An 18,397-nucleotide genomic window follows, 5' to 3' on the forward strand; every position below is an offset into this window, starting at 1 on the left:
CGAATCCCCTGGAGCTTACATGAGTAAGTGACTGGGGTGAACGAGTGCAGCCAACACACATGCAACTTGAAGTATGACGGGTATACTTTGTTTTTTGACTCACGCCCTGAGGACACTGGACGATGGAATTACTCTTTTTGGGGACATCCGCTGGCGTGCCTACCCGTACGCGTAATATGACGTCGATAGTGCTGAATTTGCAACAGCCAACAATGGCTGAGATGTGGCTGTTCGACTGCGGGGAGGGAACTCAGCATCAGTTTCTGCGCACCCCTTACCATCCCGGCAAGCTGAATAAGATTTTTATTACGCATTTACATGGCGATCATCTCTTCGGTCTCCCCGGCCTGCTGTGCAGCCGCTCGATGCAGGGTAATTCTCTGCCGCTGACGCTGTACGGACCGAAAGGACTTAAAGCGTTCGTGGAAACCGCGCTGCGCCTCAGCGGTTCCTGGACCGATTACCCGCTGACGATTATCGAAGTCGGGCCGGGACTGGTGCTCGATGAAGCCGGCTTCCGGGTCACCGCCTGGCCGCTCAACCACCCGGTCGAATGCTACGGCTATCGTATCGAACAGCATGATAAGCCGGGCACCCTTGACGCCGCGCAGCTTATCGCCGAAGGCGTGCCTCCCGGTCCGTTATTTCAGCGCTTAAAACAGGGATTAACGGTTGAGCTGGAAGATGGAAGGCGGATTGACGGCAGCCGCTACCTTGGCCCGGCAACGCCGGGTAAGAAGCTGGCTATTTTCGGCGATACCGCCCCCTGCGAGGCGGCGCGGGAGCTGGCCTGCGGCGTGGATGTCATGGTTCACGAGGTGACGCTCGAACAGGCGATGGCGGAAAAAGCGAACAGCCGCGGGCATTCAACCAGCCAGCAAACGGCGGCGCTGGCGCGCGACGCGGGCGTCGGCACGCTTATCGCCACCCACTTTAGCTCTCGCTATGACGCTGAAGGCTGCCAGCGTCTGCTGGCAGAGTGCAGAGAGATATTTCCGTCTACCGTGCTGGCAGAAGATTTCATGGCGTATAGCGTAGAATAAAAAAGCGGCGTACCGCGGCAGAGAGACGCCGCGAATACGCCAGCCATTACTCTTCAGCGTAGCTGTTATAACGCAGAATAGATTTTAAATTGCGATAGCCCAGGTAATCCTGGATCGAGTCGTCATCAATTCCTTTTTTTCCCAGCTCATAGCCGCACGCGTGGCGCAGCATCCTGGGATGAATATTTTGCTTCAGCTTCGCCAGCTCGCAGCACTCGCGAATAATTTGATAAAAACGCTGGCGCGTCATCTGATTGCCCCGGGAAGAGATAAACAGCAAATCGTTATGAGCCGGGTAACACTCTCTGGCCAGTAGCCAGCGCTGTAATGAGATAATTTCTTTGGGTTGTAAGGGATGATACCCAGAGATACCGTGACGCGCCCGGCGAATATAAACCCGTTTTCGCGACAGGTCGACATCCCGCAAGGTCAAGGCGGTAATTTCGTTAATCCGACAACCGTGCAAAAAACACATCTGGATCATGCAGCTATTTCTTTCCGGGTGCGCACAATAATGTGCAGCAAGTACCAGACGCTCAACGTCCTTGACGCTAAGATATTCCGTATCTACCTGCATACGTTATTCCTTTTCATCCATTTGACTATAAAATTACTGATAGGTAAATGTCAGCTGTACAATAGACTCAAATTTACCCACCGTTGCTCCACCCCGGGTTGAATATAAACGGGCAGCCAGCGGGAATACGCCTTTCCCGGTACTGCCGTCGATAGCAATACTCATCTGGTCCTGATTTTTATAAAGAGTAGAGTGATCGCTACTGGTGATTTGCAGTGCGATATTCTGCGCCGCATCGCTGGCGGCCATATTGGCAAAATGTCTGGCATCATCAACGTCGATAACGCCGTCAAATTTTACCGTTGCTTTTGTTGTCCCCGCCGGGCAGTTTTCGACATTCAGGTAAAAGGATTTCCACTCTGAAGCGTTGCCGGCCGTTTGAAAGTCAATATTCAGGAGCGGGCCAAAATTAACCTCTTGATACTTCGTGTCGGTACTGACGTCACAGGGGAGATAATAAATATTGCCGGTAATATTCAAAGGGATCCCGCCCGAGGATGAAAAAACAGGCAGCAATAATGCCAGCCATAGCGCCTTTTTCATTATCTACTCCTGCTATTCAATTTCTGCCTGAATGGTTGCCGTAGCGGTAAAGCCTCCGCCGCTGGGTAAATTCCCGGTGGTATTAATCGGATAAATTTTCATAGTGGTGTCCCCGGTCTGACTCGGGTAATTAAAATTGACCGGCAGCAGACCTGAAATGACCGGTATTTTGACGCCGGTAATATTTTCAATACGCACCGCAATGTCGCGATTGGTGGTCGCCAGCGCAGTGCTATCGTTAGTATCCGCCATCCCCTGGAACGACAGCGCGATTTTTACCCCGGCGGAAATATTGGTACAGGCCACAGTCATATTAACAACATGCGGAACGAAGTCCTTCGGCATCTGGCCCGCGGTTTTAAAATGGTTGGCGGCAATATCCTCAAAATCAATATTAATCGCTTTACCGGTATTAATCTCACAGGACTGTGGAACCGTTACCGACCCGCTCATTGAAATTTGCGTCAGGGGGATACCACTGTAGCTGCCGGTTTTTCGCGTCCCGTAGACACTCAGGATAACTGTCGGAGGGATCGTCACCTGGCCTACAAAAGGCCGGGTAAAATAAAGCGAAATATATCCCAGTGACCCTGTATCAAAAATGGCGCCGCCGGGATTACAGGCAAAACCTTGATTATTCTGATTACTCTTATCCTCAATCGGCGTAGGAATATATTTATTAACACCCCCGGCAATAAATAACTCGGTGGCAATTTCCAGGTATTTATTTAGCTGGTAATAATTTAATCCATTGCGGCTTTGCGTCGCGGTAAGGCCTGGCACCGTGGCTTTAAAATACGTCACCCCGCTGGCGCTATCACAATCACACTTTGCCTTGTAGGTTCCCCCGGTACTCCAGCGGTACAAACGGGGAAACTCCATTCCGGCCTGATTTTGTGAGGGATTAGTAAAGCTTTCAATAAATGAAAAGCTATCCTGAAAAGGCGCCCCGCCATTACCGGTATTCTGACACCACCCGGTTGCCGCCATCGCCTGCGGCGCGATCGCCAGCACCGCCAGGCCCGCTAATATTCCCCATGAAAATCGTTTCATTGTCTCTGCATCCTTTCGATTATCGGCATTGCGCCTGGGCCACAATAATGCCGGTAAGTTCTTTTGCTGACGGCAGCGCATAGTGGATCTGGCAGCGTTCTTGCGCCCCGGAGCCCCACTTCACGTTGAGTACGCCGTTAGATTCCAGTCCGGTCAGGTAGACCTGCCCGCCATCGCCAACGATAAACGCCTGCTCAGAGGATGCCGCCCCGGGGACGCTGACCATGGCTCCGAAAGGCAGGGGTTGCCCGTTCTCCTGGCGTACCGTCATCAGTACCCGGTTACCCACGCTGGTGGCATAATTTGCGCGAACCACCGCCCCACGGGTTGGTACGACCGTCTGCGTCGCCAACTCAAGGTCGACATCGTCCGGCATCGTCGTGGTATCGAGCGTCAGGATATTCTTACGATACGGCGAGGCGTAAGGCACTACGGTATAGCCTCGCCAGTCGGTTCTGACCCCTGTCTGGCTATTCACGCCGACGCCGGCGGCGCCGGGCGCCTTGATGAGAGCGACGGTTTCGCCGAAAGGCTGGCCCAGCGTCAGGCCGTTTTCATGTACCAGCGCTCCGCCGCGCAGGGCGTAGTTCAGCCGATGGCTGTATTTATCATGGCTGTAGCCGCCGGTAAGTTCAGCATAGGTTGCACGCCAGTCCGCATTGACGCTGCCGCTCTCCCCTCTTCCCTGGCTGGTGTAGCCTTCCTGCACGCTCCAGCTCAGGTTATTACGCTCCAGCAAGGTGCCGGAGAGGCCCAGATTGTTGCTGGTGGAGCCATTTTTGCTGCTGTTCAGGGAGTAGTTGGCATAAACCGGCTTCGGTAGCCATTCCCCCAAAGGCACGCTGATGCTCAGTGCAAAGAGGTGATCTTCGTCATTACGCTTACCGGTGTTCTGGTCGGTAGTATTGCGGTTATAGCTGTAGTTCATGCTATAGCTGATGCCGCGCCAGCTGTTGTTGTATCCGACGCCCACTGACTCCATGGTGCGGCTGGTATTCCAGTAGTCCTCGCGGATATAGCTCAGCGACAGCGATCCCATTTCTTCGCCAAGGCTTTGGCTGATCGTTACCTCCCCGCGGTTGCGCCGCCGTTCAATAGAAGGCGTGTAGTTGTCATCCCGATAGGTATCCAGCACTTCCTGCATATCCCAGTAACCGCTGGTCGCATAGCGATAGCCTGCCAGGCTTACGTTAGTTCCCAGACCCGGGAGATCTTTGCTGTAACGGAGACGTACCGACTGCCCGCTCTCTTTATCTTTATCCTGTCGGGTCGACCAGGCCTGGATGATATCGGTCGATACGGCGCCCAGTTCACCGAGGTTTTTCCCCATTCCCAGCGCCACCGACTGATATTTACTGCTAAACTGGCCGCCGCCGTACAGGGTTAACCCCCAGGGCAAGCCGTAAATTGCCGTCGCCTGCGTGAGGGGCGTTTCGTCAATGCTGTTGTCATAGGCGCGATACACGCCGGAGGTCACGCTATATTTCAGACGCCCTTCGCGCTGCAGGACAGGGAGAGAAGCGTAAGGTACGATCAGGTTCTGCTCGCTGCCGTCCGCCTCTTTGATGGTGACGGCTAAATCACCCGAGCCGCCGGTCGGGTACATATCGGTAATTTCAAAAGCGCCAGGCGCGACGTAGGTCTGGTAAATCTCATAGCCGTTCTGGCGAATAATGACCTGAGCATTAGTGCGCGCAATCCCGCGAACGACGGGCGCGTAGCCGCGCAGGCTTTCCGGCAGCATATCGTCATCGGAAGCCAGCATCGCCCCGCGGAAGGGAACGCCCTCAAAAACGTCGGCGTCCGTGCTGCTATCGCCCAGCGTCATCACCCCCTGTATCGATTTGATGTTGCGCTGCGCATAGGTATAAACCGTGTCCCAACTATTACTGGACTCTCCCCCGCTGCTGCTGCGCGACCAGGTCGTGTAGTTACGTAAACGCCACGGCCCGACGTTGATACCGGGGCGCAGGTTAACGTATTGGTTATCGCTGTCCGGCGCATCGTTCTGACGTGACCAGTTATTTGCCCCGCTAAAGGAGTAATTCAGCAGGATCGCCGGCACCCCCTCATCCCACTGTTTCGGATCCACCCAGCCGCGGGCGGCGCTGGCTACCGCCGCCTGCGGGAAGCTCAATAGCAGGCGCTGCTGGCTGAAGCGAAAATCGGATTTTGCCTGCGGTATCACGCTGATATCCGCGCAGCCGGGCGTTCTGCGGCCCAGCTCTGGAAATTGGGAGACGCGCACGCCCCATTCGGCCAGATCGTCTACCGTCAGGCAAGGCTGTAATTCCGTTATTCCTGGTCCTTTGCTCTGCTGAAAAACCACATCGCGGGTGTCCATAAAAACGTTATTAAGATAAATATCTACCCGGTAGGTCCCCGGCAGCTGTCCGCCAGCCTGCTCGTAAGCGGATAAATCCCTGACGCCCGTATGAGGGCCGTCCATTTCCAACAGGGCCGGGTTAAAAACCTCCCGCGCCAGGACATCTTCACACAGCGGTAGCAGCGCAACGGCCAGAGCGCCGGCTATCCGGTTAAGCCGCCATTTATTATGATTATTTTTCATTTTCCCTGGAACTCCCTGGCCTGAAAGCCTTTACAAATTCGCGTGGTGCAGCGCGCCGGTACCGCCATAATCGTTAATCAGTTTCCACTGCAAAGCGCCCGCGCTGACGCCCGGCAGTTGAAAGCGCGCCGTTTCCCCCGGCCCCACCCAATTGGCCTCTTTAACTTCGGCGCCCCCCACTTTGACCTCGGCAAAATTCATATAAAAGGCGGTGGGATTCATGACCTGTAGCGTATTGCCGCTGCGCGTCCAGCGAAGCTGCTCCGTCACCATCTCCGGCGTTCCCTCAACGGATTTAGGTCGATAAATTAATTTGATGCGCGTTTTGATAGCGATCTGTAGAGTATTGGCGCCGGCTTTAGCCTGCGAGGAGGGAATCGCTTTAATGTTCATCCAGAACATACTTTCTTTATTTTCCGGTAAGCCGCCGCTGTAAATTACCCGCAGTCGGGTTTGCTGCTCGCCCTCAAGGCGAAATAAAGGCGGCGTTAACAGAAAAGGGGCTGCGCCCTTATTACTTTCAACCCAGCTTTGAATGAGATAAGGCGTAGCATCATTATTGGTTACGCTCAGTGAGGACTCTTTTTTACCGCCGGGATAAATCAGACGAGTACCGCCGGTCACCACGCCCGCATGCGCCGCAGCGCCGACCAACAGCCATCCAGCTATTAGCACTTTCAGGTATTTTTGCATCTCCAGCTCCCTGGAAAAGCGAGCCACATAGGGCTCGCTAACACTGTCATATAGACGGAAAATTAGTTATAGCTGATGGTAAAGTTGGCTGTACCGTCAGCTTTACCCGCAACGATAGTGCTTTCAGTCTGGATATAACGGACGCGGAACGGCAGATCGATATTGCCGGTAGCGGGGATGGTCAGGCTGGCAGAACGCGTATAGAGCGGCAGCGTCGCGTTGCTGCTGGCGTCAACCAGCTGCAGGGCCACGCCTTCGGCAACGGCAGGATCGGTACCCGCTCCGGTCAGCTGCAGTTTATCATTATCACCGTTGACGTTAGCGCCGGAGAACAGTACCGATGCTTTGGTGACGGTAGTCGGGCAGTTTTCCAGTTTAATCGCGAAATTCTGTTCAGCCGCAGTAGACCCCGTACCGCTAAACGCGGTCTTGGCAATCTGCCCCATCTGAACTTCCAGCGGGTTGGACAGGTCGTTCACCACGTCGCAGCCCGCATCGATGATATCGCCGATAAACTTCACCTGACCGTCATCCGCCAGCGCAGCACCAGAGAACGCCGCGCAACCGGCGACAACAGCAGCAAGTAATGTTTTTTTCATGATTTATCCTTTTCAATGCAGTCGATGCATTAACTTATAAGCGCAATACCCTGCGCATCCTTTTATTTACGTTTGATATTAATAACGCAACAAAACATTGACCCATGAAATGGATATAATATTTTGAAGTGGTCATTATGTATCAATATGACCACTTCAATTAATTAGAATATAAATTGCCAGGGAAGGCGTTTTTGATTTCATATTTATCAGGAAAAATCCCAATAAACACGATAAAAAGCTAAAGAATGAGAGGCGGAACAAACCATACATAAAGCCAATTAAAACAATTAAAAAATAAATGACACCTATACTTAATATAACTATATGAAAATAATAGTAAAAAATATTGTTAATCATAAATTGACATTGTTACTACCTGTGGATAGCATAGGAGTCAGTTTGATACAAAATGACTATTCCGTTTACCAAACTTCTCTAAACCTCGCATCATTACTGGCTGTATAGATAACCGTGTGCTGAATATTCCGATGTCCCAGAAAGTCCTGAATTAATCGCGTATCCACCCCCTTATTAGCCAGCGCGAAACCGCATGCGTGGCGCAGCATATGCGGATGCGCGTTAATTTCCAGCTGGGCGACGAGGCTCAGGTTCTTCATCATCTGGTATATTCTCTGCCGGGATAAAGGCTGGCCATTTCGTGACAGAAAGAGCCAGCCAGAATTATTTCCGGGATAATTATTACGCACGCGCAGCCATTCGTTGAGTACTTTTACCTCTTGTTTATAAATAGGATGAGTGGTTGAAAAGCCGTTCTTCAGTCGACGAATATAAATGACCCCGCTTTGAATATCGATATCAGAGAGCTTCCAGTGACGAATTTCGCTCACTCGACAACCATGATTAAAACACATCCACAGTAAACAGACATCGCGCTCCGGGTTTGCTCCCCGCCTGGCCGCTTCAACCAAACGCTGAACCTCCCCGACAGTCAAATGCTTACGTCTTGTTTTCATTCACTTTCTCCATCTACAAAACACAATAGCGTGCGTAGTAATAATAGTACGGAAAATAAGAGGATGAGTGGAAACGTAAAGTGAGATTAATATGATAAAAAGCATGAATAATACGAAAAAGAGTAAAGAAAGCGCCTGGCGCCTTTGCGTAGATAAAAAAAGGACCGCCGAAGCGATCCTTTTCTCTGGCTAAAGATAGCATTACATCAGCGGCGTAGCCAATTGTACGATGCTGATGAGCGGCTGCGGCCAAACGCCCAGCACCAGCACCAGCAGCGCGGAGATGAGCACCACGATGCCTCCGGCACTGTACTGCCAGTTAGACGGCGCATCGCGATTCAGTTTCTCCGGCGCGCTCAGATAGAGGCTCACCGCCACGCGCAGGTAGTAGTAGAGGCCAATCGCTGAACCCACCACTACCGCGCCGACCAGCCACCACAGGTGCGCATGCACGCCCACCGCCAGCACGTAGAACTTACCGATAAAGCCCAGCGTCATCGGAATACCGGCAAGAGACAGCATCATCACCGTCATTACCGCCGACAGAATCGGACGATGCCAGAACAGGCCGCGGTAGGAGTAGAGCGAATCGGCATCCGGGCCGCGGTACGGGCTGGACATCAGGCTCACCACGCCGAACGCGCCGAGGCTGCTGAACAGGTACCCTGCCAGATAAACGCCCACCGCTTCCATCGACATCTCACCGCTCTGCAGAGCAATCAGCGCCACCAGCAGATAGCCAAGGTGAGAAATGGAAGAGTAGCCGAGCAGACGTTTAATATTGGTCTGGCTCAGGGCCATCAGGTTCCCGAAGATAATCGAAGCAAAGGCGATCAGGCCCAGCACCACGCGTACCGCCTCGCTGTCGCCCACCGGCATATAGAGGAACAGGCGCATGACCACGCCAAAGATGGCGATTTTACTGGCGGTCGCCAGGAAGGTGGAAACCGGAGCAGGCGCGCCCTGGTATACGTCCGGCGTCCACAGATGGAACGGCACCAGCGACAGCTTAAAGCCGAGACCGACAATCATCAGACCGAGACCAGCCAGCAGCAGCGGCTCGTGCAGCATACCATCCGTCAGGCTCTTACCGAGCGCAAGGAAGGAGAGGTTACCGGAGTTGGCATACACCAGCGCCATACCGAACAGCAGGAACGAAGAGGCAACGGCGGACAGAATCGTATATTTGATACTGGCTTCCAGCGAACGTTTCTGGCGGAAGGCGTAGCCCACCAGGCCGAACAGCGGCAGCGAAATCAGTTCGATGCCGAGGAACAGCGCCGCCAGATGGTTAGCGCCCGCCAGCAGAATGCCGCCCAGCGCGGCGATCAGCACCAGAAGATAGAACTCTTCTTTGTTGTCCTTGTAACCCTCAAGCCACGGGTAGGCGAAAGTACAGGTGGCGAGGCTCGCCAGCAGCACCAGCCCGGTATAGAGCATCGCGTAACCGTCAACGCGAATCAGCGGCGTGACGTCCATCGCTCCGTTCTGACCCACGAACCAGAGTGATATCAGCGCGGCGTTCAGGCCGAGAACCGACAGCGTGGCATTGAGGAAATGATTGCGTCGCCACGCAATGGAGAGCATCACAACCACCACCGTCAAGCCGACGATCAGCAGCGGTAGCAGTGCGATCAGTTGTTGTGGAGTTATTGTCATGGCGAATTACGGCCTTGTAGTAGAAACAGAATTAACAAACCACTGCTGAATGTTGCTCATCGCAGAGTGCGAGGTGTCCAGAATCGGCTGCGGGAAGAAGCCCAGCAGCACCAGCAGAACGACCAGCAGCAGGATGATCGACAGTTCACGCAGGGACATTCCCGGCAACGCTTTCGCGGCGATTTCGCTTTTTGCTTTACCAAAGTACGCGCGATGCAGCATCGACAGCGAGTACACGGAAGCGAACACCAGACCAAAGGTCGAAATAACGGTAATCACCGGCACGGTTTTATAGCTGCCGAACAGAATCATAAATTCACCGACGAAGTTACCGGTACCCGGCATCCCGAGGGTCGCGACCGCAAAAAACATCGACAGCGCGGGTAGCCACTTGATCTTGCTCCACAGACCGCCCATCTGACGCATATCGCGCGTATGCAGTCTCTCGTAAAGCTGACCGCAAAGAATAAACAGGCCGGCAGCGGACAGACCGTGAGCAATCATCTGAATCACCGCGCCCTGATAAGCCAGCTGGCTGCCGGTGTAGATAGCAATCAGCACGAAGCCCATGTGGGAAACGGAGGTGTATGCAATCAGACGCTTGATATCGTACTGGCTAAAGGCCATCCACGCGCCGTAGAAGATACCGATGACGCCCAGCCACATCGCGATGGGGGCAAATTCGGCGGAAGCGTTCGGAAACAGCGGCAGCGCAAAACGCAGCAGGCCGTAGGCCGCGGTTTTCAACAGGATCCCCGCGAGGTCAACGGAACCCGCGGTCGGCGCCTGAGAGTGCGCATCCGGCAGCCAGCCGTGCAGCGGAACCACCGGCATTTTTACCGCGAAAGCGATAAAGAAGCCCAGCATCAGCAGGTATTCCACGCCGTGGGACATCGGCGTCTTCAGCAGCTCTTCATAGTTGAAGGTCCATACGCCGGTAGCGTTGAAGTGCACAAACGCCAGCGCCAGGATGGATATCAGCATCACCAGGCCGCTCGCCTGGGTATAAATGAAGAACTTGGTTGCCGCCGTGATACGCGTTTTACCGTCGGAAGCCTTATGGCCCCACAGCGCGATCAGGAAGTACATCGGCACCAGCATCATTTCCCAGAAGAAGAAGAACAGGAACAGGTCGATAGCCAGGAATACGCCGATCACGCCGCCCAGGATCCACATCAGGTTAAGATGGAAAAAACCCTGATATTTCTCGATTTCGCGCCATGAACAGAGCACCGCCAGCACGCCCAGCAGCCCGGTCAGCACCACCATCAGCAGCGACAGACCGTCGATAGCCAGATGAATGCTAATCCCGAATCGCGGGATCCACGGCATCACGAATTCCGACTGCCACTGCGGAATACCGGTAGATTGCGTGAGAGAATAGCCGCCCTGCATCCACAACTGCAGGCCAAGCAGAAACGTCAATCCCATAGTGATCAGCGCGATCCAGCGCGGCATCTTCACGCCAAAGCGTTCAGTCTGCCAGCACAGGAAGCCGCCGATGAAGGGAATTAATATTAGCCAGGGTAATAACATGGCGATCTTTATTCCTTGTTAAAGTCCCGTTCAGGACCGATTTTCAACGAATTCTCACAGAAAATTCACTTCGGATTGCGGGTGTTATTGCCCGGCAGCGCTATGCTTGCCGGGCCTACTGCTTGTAAGTCGGGTTAACCGACAACGCCCACAATCCTCAAACTCAACGCAATACCATCAGCAGCGCCAGCACCACGACAGCGCCGATGCCCATAGAAGCCACATACCAGCGCAGATAGCCATTCTCGCTCACCACCAGGCCTTTGCCTGCGAAGCGGGAAAGGATCGCCGGAATGTTCATCAGGGCATTCAGCGGATCGCTCTTCAGCAGCCACGCCACGCCGAGGAACGGCTTAACGAACACCTTGTCATACAGCCAGTCAAAGCCCCAGGCGTTGTACCACCAGGTACCGAGCAGACGACCCGGCGCGCTGTTGGCAATCGACGTCACCAGCGTGCGTTTACCCAGCCACAGCCAGGCGGCAATCAGAATACCGGCGATAGCAATCACCCCGGAGGCAATTTCCAGCGTCATGACGCGTCCGTGATCAAGCTCGGTGGTCTGCGGCAGTACGCCTTCCAGCGGCGGCACAATCAGCGCGCCAACGAAGGTCGAGAGCACCAGCAGCACAATCAGCGGCAGATGATGGGTAATCCCCTTCCCTGCGTGAGCGTGAATTTGTTCTTTGCCGTGGAACACGATGAAAATCATACGGAAGGTGTACAGGGAAGTCATAAACGCCCCGACCAGGCCGGCAACCATCAGATTCAGATGACCGTTCGCCATCGCGCCCGCCAGAATCTCATCCTTACTGAAGAAGCCTGCCGTCACCAGCGGCAGCGCGGACAGCGCCGCGCCCCCCACCAGGAAGCAGACGTATACCAGCGGAATAGACTTACGCAGGCCGCCCATCTTGAAGATATTCTGTTCGTGGTGGCAGGCCAGAATCACCGAACCGGACGACAGGAACAGCAGCGCTTTAAAGAACGCATGGGTCATCAGATGGAAAATCGCCGCATCCCACGCCTGCACGCCGAGCGCGAGGAACATGTAGCCAATCTGGCTCATGGTGGAATACGCGAGCACGCGTTTGATATCGGTCTGCACCAGCGCGGCGAAGCCTGCCAGCACCAGCGTTACCGCTCCGACAATACCCACCAGATGCAGAATTTCCGGGGTCATCAGGAACAGGCCATGGGTACGCGCAATCAGGTAGACGCCGGCGGTCACCATGGTGGCAGCGTGGATCAGCGCGGAGACCGGGGTTGGGCCGGCCATCGCGTCCGCAAGCCAGGTCTGCAACGGCAGCTGCGCGGATTTACCCACCGCGCCGCCCAGCAGCATCAGGGTTGCCCACCACAGCATGTTATTACCGGCTTCGAAGTGCGCAGGCGCCAGTTCAACCATTTCGCGGAAGTTCAGGGTGCCCAGCTCGTTGTAGAGAATGAACAGCGCGAACGCCAGGAACACGTCGCCGACGCGGGTCACCACAAAGGCTTTCATCGCCGCCGCGCCGTTCTTTGGATCGGTGTAATAGAAGCCGATCAGCAGATAGGAGCACAGGCCCACGCCTTCCCAGCCGAGATACATCAGCAGCAGGTTATCAGCGAGCACCAGAACCACCATGCTGGCGATAAACAGGTTGGTATAGGCGAAGAAGCGGGAGTAGCCCTCTTCGCCGCGCATGTACCAGGAGGCGAACATATGGATCAGGAAGCCGACGCCGGTCACCACGGACAGCATGGTCAGAGAGAGACCGTCCAGCACCAGGTTGAAGCCGACGTTGAAGTCGCCCACCGACATCCAGGTCCACAGCGGCACGCTGACCGCCTGTTTGCCGTTGGCGAAGAAGTCAACGCCGACAAACGCCGTGACCAGCGCCGCCAGGCCTACCGAGCCTACCCCTACGGTGGCGGATAAGTTTTCCGACCAGCGGCCGCGAGAGAAGGCCAGCAAAACAAAGCCAATCAATGGCAAAAGAATGGTTAAGGCAAGCATGTTCATCCGCGCAACTCACTTACTGAATCGATGTTCAGGTTCTGGCGACGACGATGGAGCTGCAGCAGCAGCGCCAGGCCGATACTCGCTTCCGCGGCGGCGAGGGTGATGGCGAGGATATACATTATCTGGCCATCGGTCTGGCCCCAGTAGCTCCCTGCAACCACGAAAGCCAGCGCCGCGGCATTGATCATGATCTCCAGGCTAATCAGCATAAACAGCAGATTGCGGCGGATGACCAGCCCCGTCAGGCCGAGGACAAACAGGACAGAGGCGAGGATCAGTCCATGTGTTAAGGGGATCATGCGTGTTCCTCCGTTTTTCTTTTATCGCTGTCGTTCGGACGGTTGCTCAGCACTTCCCCGACGCGCTCTTCACGGCCGATATGGAAGGCAACAACCAGGCCCGCGAGCAGCAGCATGGAGGCCAGCTCCACCGCCAGAACGTACGGACCAAACAGCGCAATACCGACCTCTTTGGCGTTAATCGCCGCGCCGTCGATACCCTGATCGTTAATGCCGAGGATGGCGTAAACGATAACCACCAGCAGTACCGCTGCGAGAATGGCCGGACCGATCCAGATCCCAGGTTTCAGCCACTGGCGCTCCTGCTCGATTTCGCTGCCGCCCAGGTTGAGCATCATCACCACGAACACGAACAGCACCATGATGGCCCCGGCGTAGACGATAATTTCCAGCGCACCGGCGAAATAAGCCCCTAAGGAGAAGAACACCCCGGCGATCGCCAACAGCGAAATGATCAGGTACAGCAGCGCGTGCACCGGATTGGTGTGGGTGATCACCCGCAGGGTTGCGAGGATGGCTATCAGGCCACAGATATAAAAAGCGAATTCCATTGCCCTCTCCTTACGGTAACAGGCTCTTGACGTCGATAGGCTTAGCTTCGTTCTCTGCTTCGCCCTTATCTTTGCCGTCGATTGCCATACCCGCCATCCGGTAGAAGTTATATTCCGGGTATTTACCCGGACCGGAAATCAGCAGATCCTCTTTTTCGTACACCAGATCCTGACGTTTGTATTCGCCCAGCTCAAAGTCCGGGGTCAACTGAATCGCCGTGGTCGGGCACGCTTCTTCGCACAGGCCGCAGAAAATGCAGCGCGAGAAGTTGATGCGGAAAAACTCCGGGTACCAGCGGCCGTCTTTGGTCTCCGCTTTTTGCAGAGAGATACAGCCTACCGGACAGGCTACCGCACACAGGTTACAGGCAACGCAGCGCTCTTCGCCGTCCGGATCGCGCGTCAGCACGATGCGGCCACGGTAGCGCGGCGGCAGATATACCGGCTCTTCCGGGTACATCCGAGTTTCACGTTTGGCAAAGGCGTGCATCCCGATCATGCAGATACTGCGGACCTGGGTGCCAAACCCTACCAATAATTCTTTTAAGGTCATGGTCAATTCACCCCTTATTGCGCCTGCCAGAGAATGACAGCCGCCGTTACCAACAAGTTGATCAGCGTTAACGGCAGGCATACCTTCCAGCCAAAGGACATTACCTGGTCATAGCGCGGACGCGGTAATGATGCGCGGATCAAAATGAACATCATCATAAAGAACGCGGTTTTCAGCGCGAACCAGATGAAAGGAGGTAACCATGGGCCATTCCAGCCGCCGAAGAACAGCGTCACAATCAGCGCCGATACGGTAACAATCCCGATATATTCACCGACGAAGAACAGACCGAACTTCATGCCGGAGTATTCGATGTGATAACCGTCAGCCAGCTCCTGTTCCGCTTCCGGTTGGTCAAACGGGTGACGGTGACATACCGCTACGCCCGCGATCGCAAAGGTCACGAAGCCGAAGAACTGAGGGATGACGTTCCACAGATGCGCCTGGTTGTTGACGATATCGGTCATGTTGAATGAACCGGCCTGCGCCACCACGCCCATCAGGGAAAGCCCGAGGAACACTTCGTAGCTCAGGGTCTGGGCAGAAGCACGCATCGCGCCAAGCAGCGAGTATTTGTTGTTGCTCGACCAGCCGGCGAACAGCACCGCATAGACCGCCAGACCTGCCATCATCAGGAAGAACAGGATCCCGATGTTCAGATCGGCCACCACCCACGTCGGGCTGACCGGCACAATGGCGAAGGCCAGCAGCAGCGAAGTAAAGGCGATCACCGGCGCCAGAGTAAAGATCACGCGATCCGAGAAGCGCGGAACCCAGTCCTCTTTAAAGAACATTTTGATCATGTCGGCGACGAGCTGCAGCGAACCGCCCCAGCCCACGCGGTTAGGCCCGTAACGGTTCTGGAACAGGCCCAGCAGACGACGTTCGCCAAAGCTCATAAACGCGCCGCAGGTCACCACCACCAGCAGAATCACTACCGCCTTAAGGATGCCTAACAGAATGTCGATGAGATCGGGAGTTAACCAACTCATGCTTTCGCCTCCTGCAGAGTATCAATACGCGCTCCGGTCAGCACCGGCGCAATCCCTGGCATGCCCATCGGTAAGCCAACCTGCCCTGCCGTCAGCCCCGCCGAGATTACCAGCGGCAGGCTAAGCGCCTGGCCATCAACGCTGAAGGAAACCATCGCCCCTTCGTTCACGCCAAGCTTCGCGGCATCTGCCGGGTTCAGCTTAACGTACGGCTGCGGCATGCGGCTCTGGAATACCGGAGCACGCTGCGACAGCTCGTCGCTGCCGAACAGATGGTAGTAAGGCGCGATACGCCATTTCCCTTCTTCAGCCTGGAAGCTTGCCGGTACCGCGGTAAAGTACTCAAGACCGCTGGCGGAGGCTTCAATCAGACGCACGCCCGGATCGCCGTGGCGCAGTTTACCGCCCACTTCATCCTGGAACTTGTTCCACGCCTGCGGGGAGTTCCAGCCCGGAGCCCACGCAAAGGGAACTTGCGAGCGCGGCGCGGACGGCTGGTTGTTCCCTTCCATGGAGAAGGCAAACATGGTGTCTTTATCCTGCGGCTGACGGGGTTCATGCACGCTGATGTTGGCGCGCATCGCCGTACGACCGCTATAGCGGTGCGGTTCACGGGCCAGCTTCTGACCGCGAATGCGGAAGGTCGCATCCGGCGCGGCGTCTTTGATACCGGCCAGCTGCGGTAGCGCGGCAATGGCGGCGTCAATCACGTGGTCCAGCTGCGTCCAGTCAACCTGGCGGTTGTTAACGGTGCTGTGCAATGAGTGCAGCCAGCGCCAGCTTTCCAGCATCACGGTTTTCGCATCGTAGTAGGCCGGGTCGTAAACCTGGAAGAAGCGCTGGGCGCGACCTTCGTTGTTGACCACGGTACCGTCGCTTTCCGCGAAGCTTGCCGCGGAGAGCACCAGATGCGCTTTTTCCATAATCGCCGTACGCTGATGGTCAACCACCATGACCAGCGGCGCTTTCGCCAGCGCCGCGTCAACGCGGGCGGCTGAAGCGTGGCGGTGCAGGTCGTTTTCCAGCACGATAACCGCATCGGCGTTACCGGTCTCCAGTTCACTCAGCGCCTCTTCAAGCGAGCCGCCTCCGATCATCCCGAGGCCTACGCTGTTCACTGCCCGGGCAACCATGGTCACGCCAACGTCAGCACCGCGGCCTTTCAGGGCTTTCGCCACGTTGGCGGCGGCCTGAATTACCTCGATGCTGCCGGCGTTGGTTCCGGAAACAATCAGCGGTTTTTTCGCTCCGGCTAACGCCTGAACGATCACGTCGATTTTGCCTTTCAGCTCGCTGCTCAGCCCTTCGACCGCCGGCGCGCTATCGTCCAGCGCGTGGGCGATGGCGAAGCCAAGACGCGCCTGATCTTCCACCGGCGCGCGGTAGGTCCATGCGGCGATATCATCAAGACGCGTGTCGTCGATATTGGTCACGAACAGCGGATGCTTCGCGCGCTGGCCGATGTTAAGGATCGCGGCGATCTGCCAGTCGGCGACTTTCTGCGCCGCCGCCATTTCACGCGCTTTGCCTTTCACCGCCTGACGCACCGCCAGCGCGATACGCGCGCCGGTCTGGGTGATGTCCTCACCGAGGATCAGCACCGCATCGTAGGATTCGATCTCGCGCAGCGCCGGGGTATGAATACCGCCTTCGCGCAGCACTTTCAGCATCATCTGCAGGCGCGCCTGTTCGCCCTTGGCGATGCCGGTATAGAAGTTTTCGGCGCCGACCAGCTCGCGCAGCGCAAAGTTGCTTTCAATGCTGGCGCGCGGGGAGCCGATACCAATCACCTTCTTCGACTGGCGCAGAATATCTGCCGCCCCCTGCATCGCCTGTTCGGCGTTGAGGGCGATCAGATCGTCGCCGCGGCGCTGAACCGGCTGACGCGGACGATCTTTCAGATTGACATAGCCATAGCCGAAACGACCGCGGTCGCAGAGGAAGTAGCGGTTAACGGTACCGTTATAACGGTTTTCGATACGACGCAGTTCGCCGTAGCGCTCGCCGGGGCTGATGTTACAGCCGATGGAACACTGCTGGCAGATGCTTGGCGCAAACTGCATGTCCCACTTACGGTTATAGCGCTCGGAGTGCGTTTTATCGGTAAAGACGCCGGTCGGACAGACTTCCACCAGGTTACCGGAGAACTCGCTTTCCAGCGTACCGTCTTCCGGACGGCCAAAGTAGACGTTGTCGTGAGCGCCGTAGACGCCCAGGTCGGTACCGTCGGCATAGTCTTTGTAGTAGCGAACGCAGCGGTAGCAGGCGATGCAGCGGTTCATTTCGTGAGAGATGAACGGCCCCAGATCCTGGTTGCGGTGGGTACGCTTGGTAAAGCGGTAGCGACGGAAGCTATGACCGGTCATTACGGTCATATCCTGTAAGTGGCAGTTGCCGCCCTCTTCGCACACCGGACAGTCGTGCGGGTGGTTGGTCATCAGCCACTCAACTACGCTTTCGCGGAACTGCTTCGCTTCTGCGTCGTCGATGGAAATAAAAGTGCCGTCGGATGCCGGTGTCATACAGGACATCACCAGGCGGCCACGCGTGTCTTCCGCGTTCTGATATTGCTTCACCGCACACTGGCGGCAAGCACCAACGCTTCCCAGCGCCGGATGCCAGCAAAAGTAAGGAATATCAAGGCCCAAAGAGAGACAAGCTTCTAGCAGGTTGTCCGCTCCGTTGACCTCGTACTCTTTGCCGTCTACATGAATCGTAGCCATTAGCGTGCTTCCAAAATAAAAAAAC

General features: G+C 55.7%; 16 protein-coding genes. 1 reads left to right on the plus strand and 15 read right to left on the minus strand.

Features of this window, described 5'->3' with window-relative positions; genetic code table 11:
- Window positions 1–122: 122 nt before the first annotated feature.
- Entirely contained in the window at window positions 123–1,043 is a 921-nt protein-coding gene (rnz, locus tag FQK12_RS26040; RefSeq protein WP_014230243.1) for a ribonuclease Z, read from the plus strand.
- Window positions 1,044–1,089: 46 nt separating this feature from the next.
- Here rnz and FQK12_RS26045 read toward each other — a convergent pair whose 3' ends face one another.
- The 15 genes from FQK12_RS26045 to nuoG all read right to left on the minus strand — a co-directional run bounded on the left by FQK12_RS26045 (window position 1,090) and on the right by nuoG (window position 18,372).
- Entirely contained in the window at window positions 1,090–1,620 is a 531-nt protein-coding gene (locus tag FQK12_RS26045) for a tyrosine-type recombinase/integrase (RefSeq protein WP_025106684.1), read from the minus strand.
- 33 nt (window positions 1,621–1,653) lie between these two features.
- On the minus strand, window positions 1,654–2,163 hold the full coding sequence (locus tag FQK12_RS26050; RefSeq protein WP_014230245.1) for a fimbrial protein: 510 nt from the start codon (window positions 2,161–2,163) through the stop codon (window positions 1,654–1,656).
- A gap of 12 nt (window positions 2,164–2,175) precedes the next feature.
- Window positions 2,176–3,216, minus strand: coding sequence for a fimbrial protein (locus FQK12_RS26055; RefSeq protein WP_014230246.1), 1,041 nt, complete (start codon window positions 3,214–3,216; stop codon window positions 2,176–2,178).
- Between the two features lie 19 nt (window positions 3,217–3,235).
- Entirely contained in the window at window positions 3,236–5,785 is a 2,550-nt protein-coding gene (locus FQK12_RS26060) for a fimbria/pilus outer membrane usher protein (RefSeq protein WP_014230247.1), read from the minus strand.
- A 30-nt stretch (window positions 5,786–5,815) separates the two neighbouring features.
- Window positions 5,816–6,478, minus strand: a complete 663-nt coding sequence (locus tag FQK12_RS26065) for a molecular chaperone (RefSeq protein WP_014230248.1) — start codon at window positions 6,476–6,478, stop codon at window positions 5,816–5,818.
- A gap of 62 nt (window positions 6,479–6,540) precedes the next feature.
- Window positions 6,541–7,077, minus strand: a complete 537-nt coding sequence (locus FQK12_RS26070) for a fimbrial protein (RefSeq protein WP_014230249.1) — start codon at window positions 7,075–7,077, stop codon at window positions 6,541–6,543.
- A gap of 425 nt (window positions 7,078–7,502) precedes the next feature.
- Window positions 7,503–8,054: a tyrosine-type DNA invertase gene (locus FQK12_RS26075; RefSeq protein ID WP_014839116.1), complete on the minus strand. Its 552-nt coding sequence runs from the start codon at window positions 8,052–8,054 to the stop codon at window positions 7,503–7,505.
- A gap of 201 nt (window positions 8,055–8,255) precedes the next feature.
- Window positions 8,256–9,713, minus strand: a complete 1,458-nt coding sequence (nuoN, locus tag FQK12_RS26080) for an NADH-quinone oxidoreductase subunit NuoN (RefSeq protein WP_004852828.1) — start codon at window positions 9,711–9,713, stop codon at window positions 8,256–8,258.
- A 6-nt stretch (window positions 9,714–9,719) separates the two neighbouring features.
- The gene (gene nuoM / locus FQK12_RS26085; RefSeq protein ID WP_004104059.1) at window positions 9,720–11,249 is read right to left on the minus strand and encodes an NADH-quinone oxidoreductase subunit M; all 1,530 of its coding nucleotides are present in this window, start codon (window positions 11,247–11,249) and stop codon (window positions 9,720–9,722) included.
- Between the two features lie 163 nt (window positions 11,250–11,412).
- Window positions 11,413–13,254: an NADH-quinone oxidoreductase subunit L gene (gene nuoL, locus FQK12_RS26090; RefSeq protein ID WP_014230251.1), complete on the minus strand. Its 1,842-nt coding sequence runs from the start codon at window positions 13,252–13,254 to the stop codon at window positions 11,413–11,415.
- On the minus strand, window positions 13,251–13,553 hold the full coding sequence (gene nuoK, locus FQK12_RS26095) for an NADH-quinone oxidoreductase subunit NuoK (RefSeq protein ID WP_004104062.1): 303 nt from the start codon (window positions 13,551–13,553) through the stop codon (window positions 13,251–13,253). The genes nuoL and nuoK overlap by 4 nt, the downstream gene beginning before the upstream one ends.
- Window positions 13,550–14,104: an NADH-quinone oxidoreductase subunit J gene (gene nuoJ / locus FQK12_RS26100; RefSeq protein ID WP_014230252.1), complete on the minus strand. Its 555-nt coding sequence runs from the start codon at window positions 14,102–14,104 to the stop codon at window positions 13,550–13,552. Before nuoJ ends, nuoK begins: the two co-directional genes overlap by 4 nt.
- Window positions 14,105–14,114: 10 nt before the next feature.
- Window positions 14,115–14,657 carry an NADH-quinone oxidoreductase subunit NuoI gene (nuoI, locus tag FQK12_RS26105; protein ID WP_004104066.1) on the minus strand — a complete coding sequence of 181 codons (543 nt, stop codon included), beginning with the start codon at window positions 14,655–14,657 and terminating at the stop codon, window positions 14,115–14,117.
- 14 nt (window positions 14,658–14,671) lie between these two features.
- Window positions 14,672–15,649 (minus strand): NADH-quinone oxidoreductase subunit NuoH, encoded by a 978-nt coding sequence (gene nuoH / locus FQK12_RS26110; protein ID WP_004104068.1) that lies wholly within the window; start codon window positions 15,647–15,649, stop codon window positions 14,672–14,674.
- Complete coding sequence (gene nuoG, locus FQK12_RS26115) at window positions 15,646–18,372, minus strand: NADH-quinone oxidoreductase subunit NuoG (protein ID WP_014230253.1); 2,727 nt, start codon at window positions 18,370–18,372, stop codon at window positions 15,646–15,648. The genes nuoH and nuoG overlap by 4 nt, the downstream gene beginning before the upstream one ends.
- Window positions 18,373–18,397 lie beyond the last annotated feature (25 nt).

The organism is Klebsiella sp. ME-303 (assembly GCF_007910085.1).
Classification (GTDB): Bacteria; Pseudomonadota; Gammaproteobacteria; order Enterobacterales; family Enterobacteriaceae; genus Klebsiella; species Klebsiella michiganensis.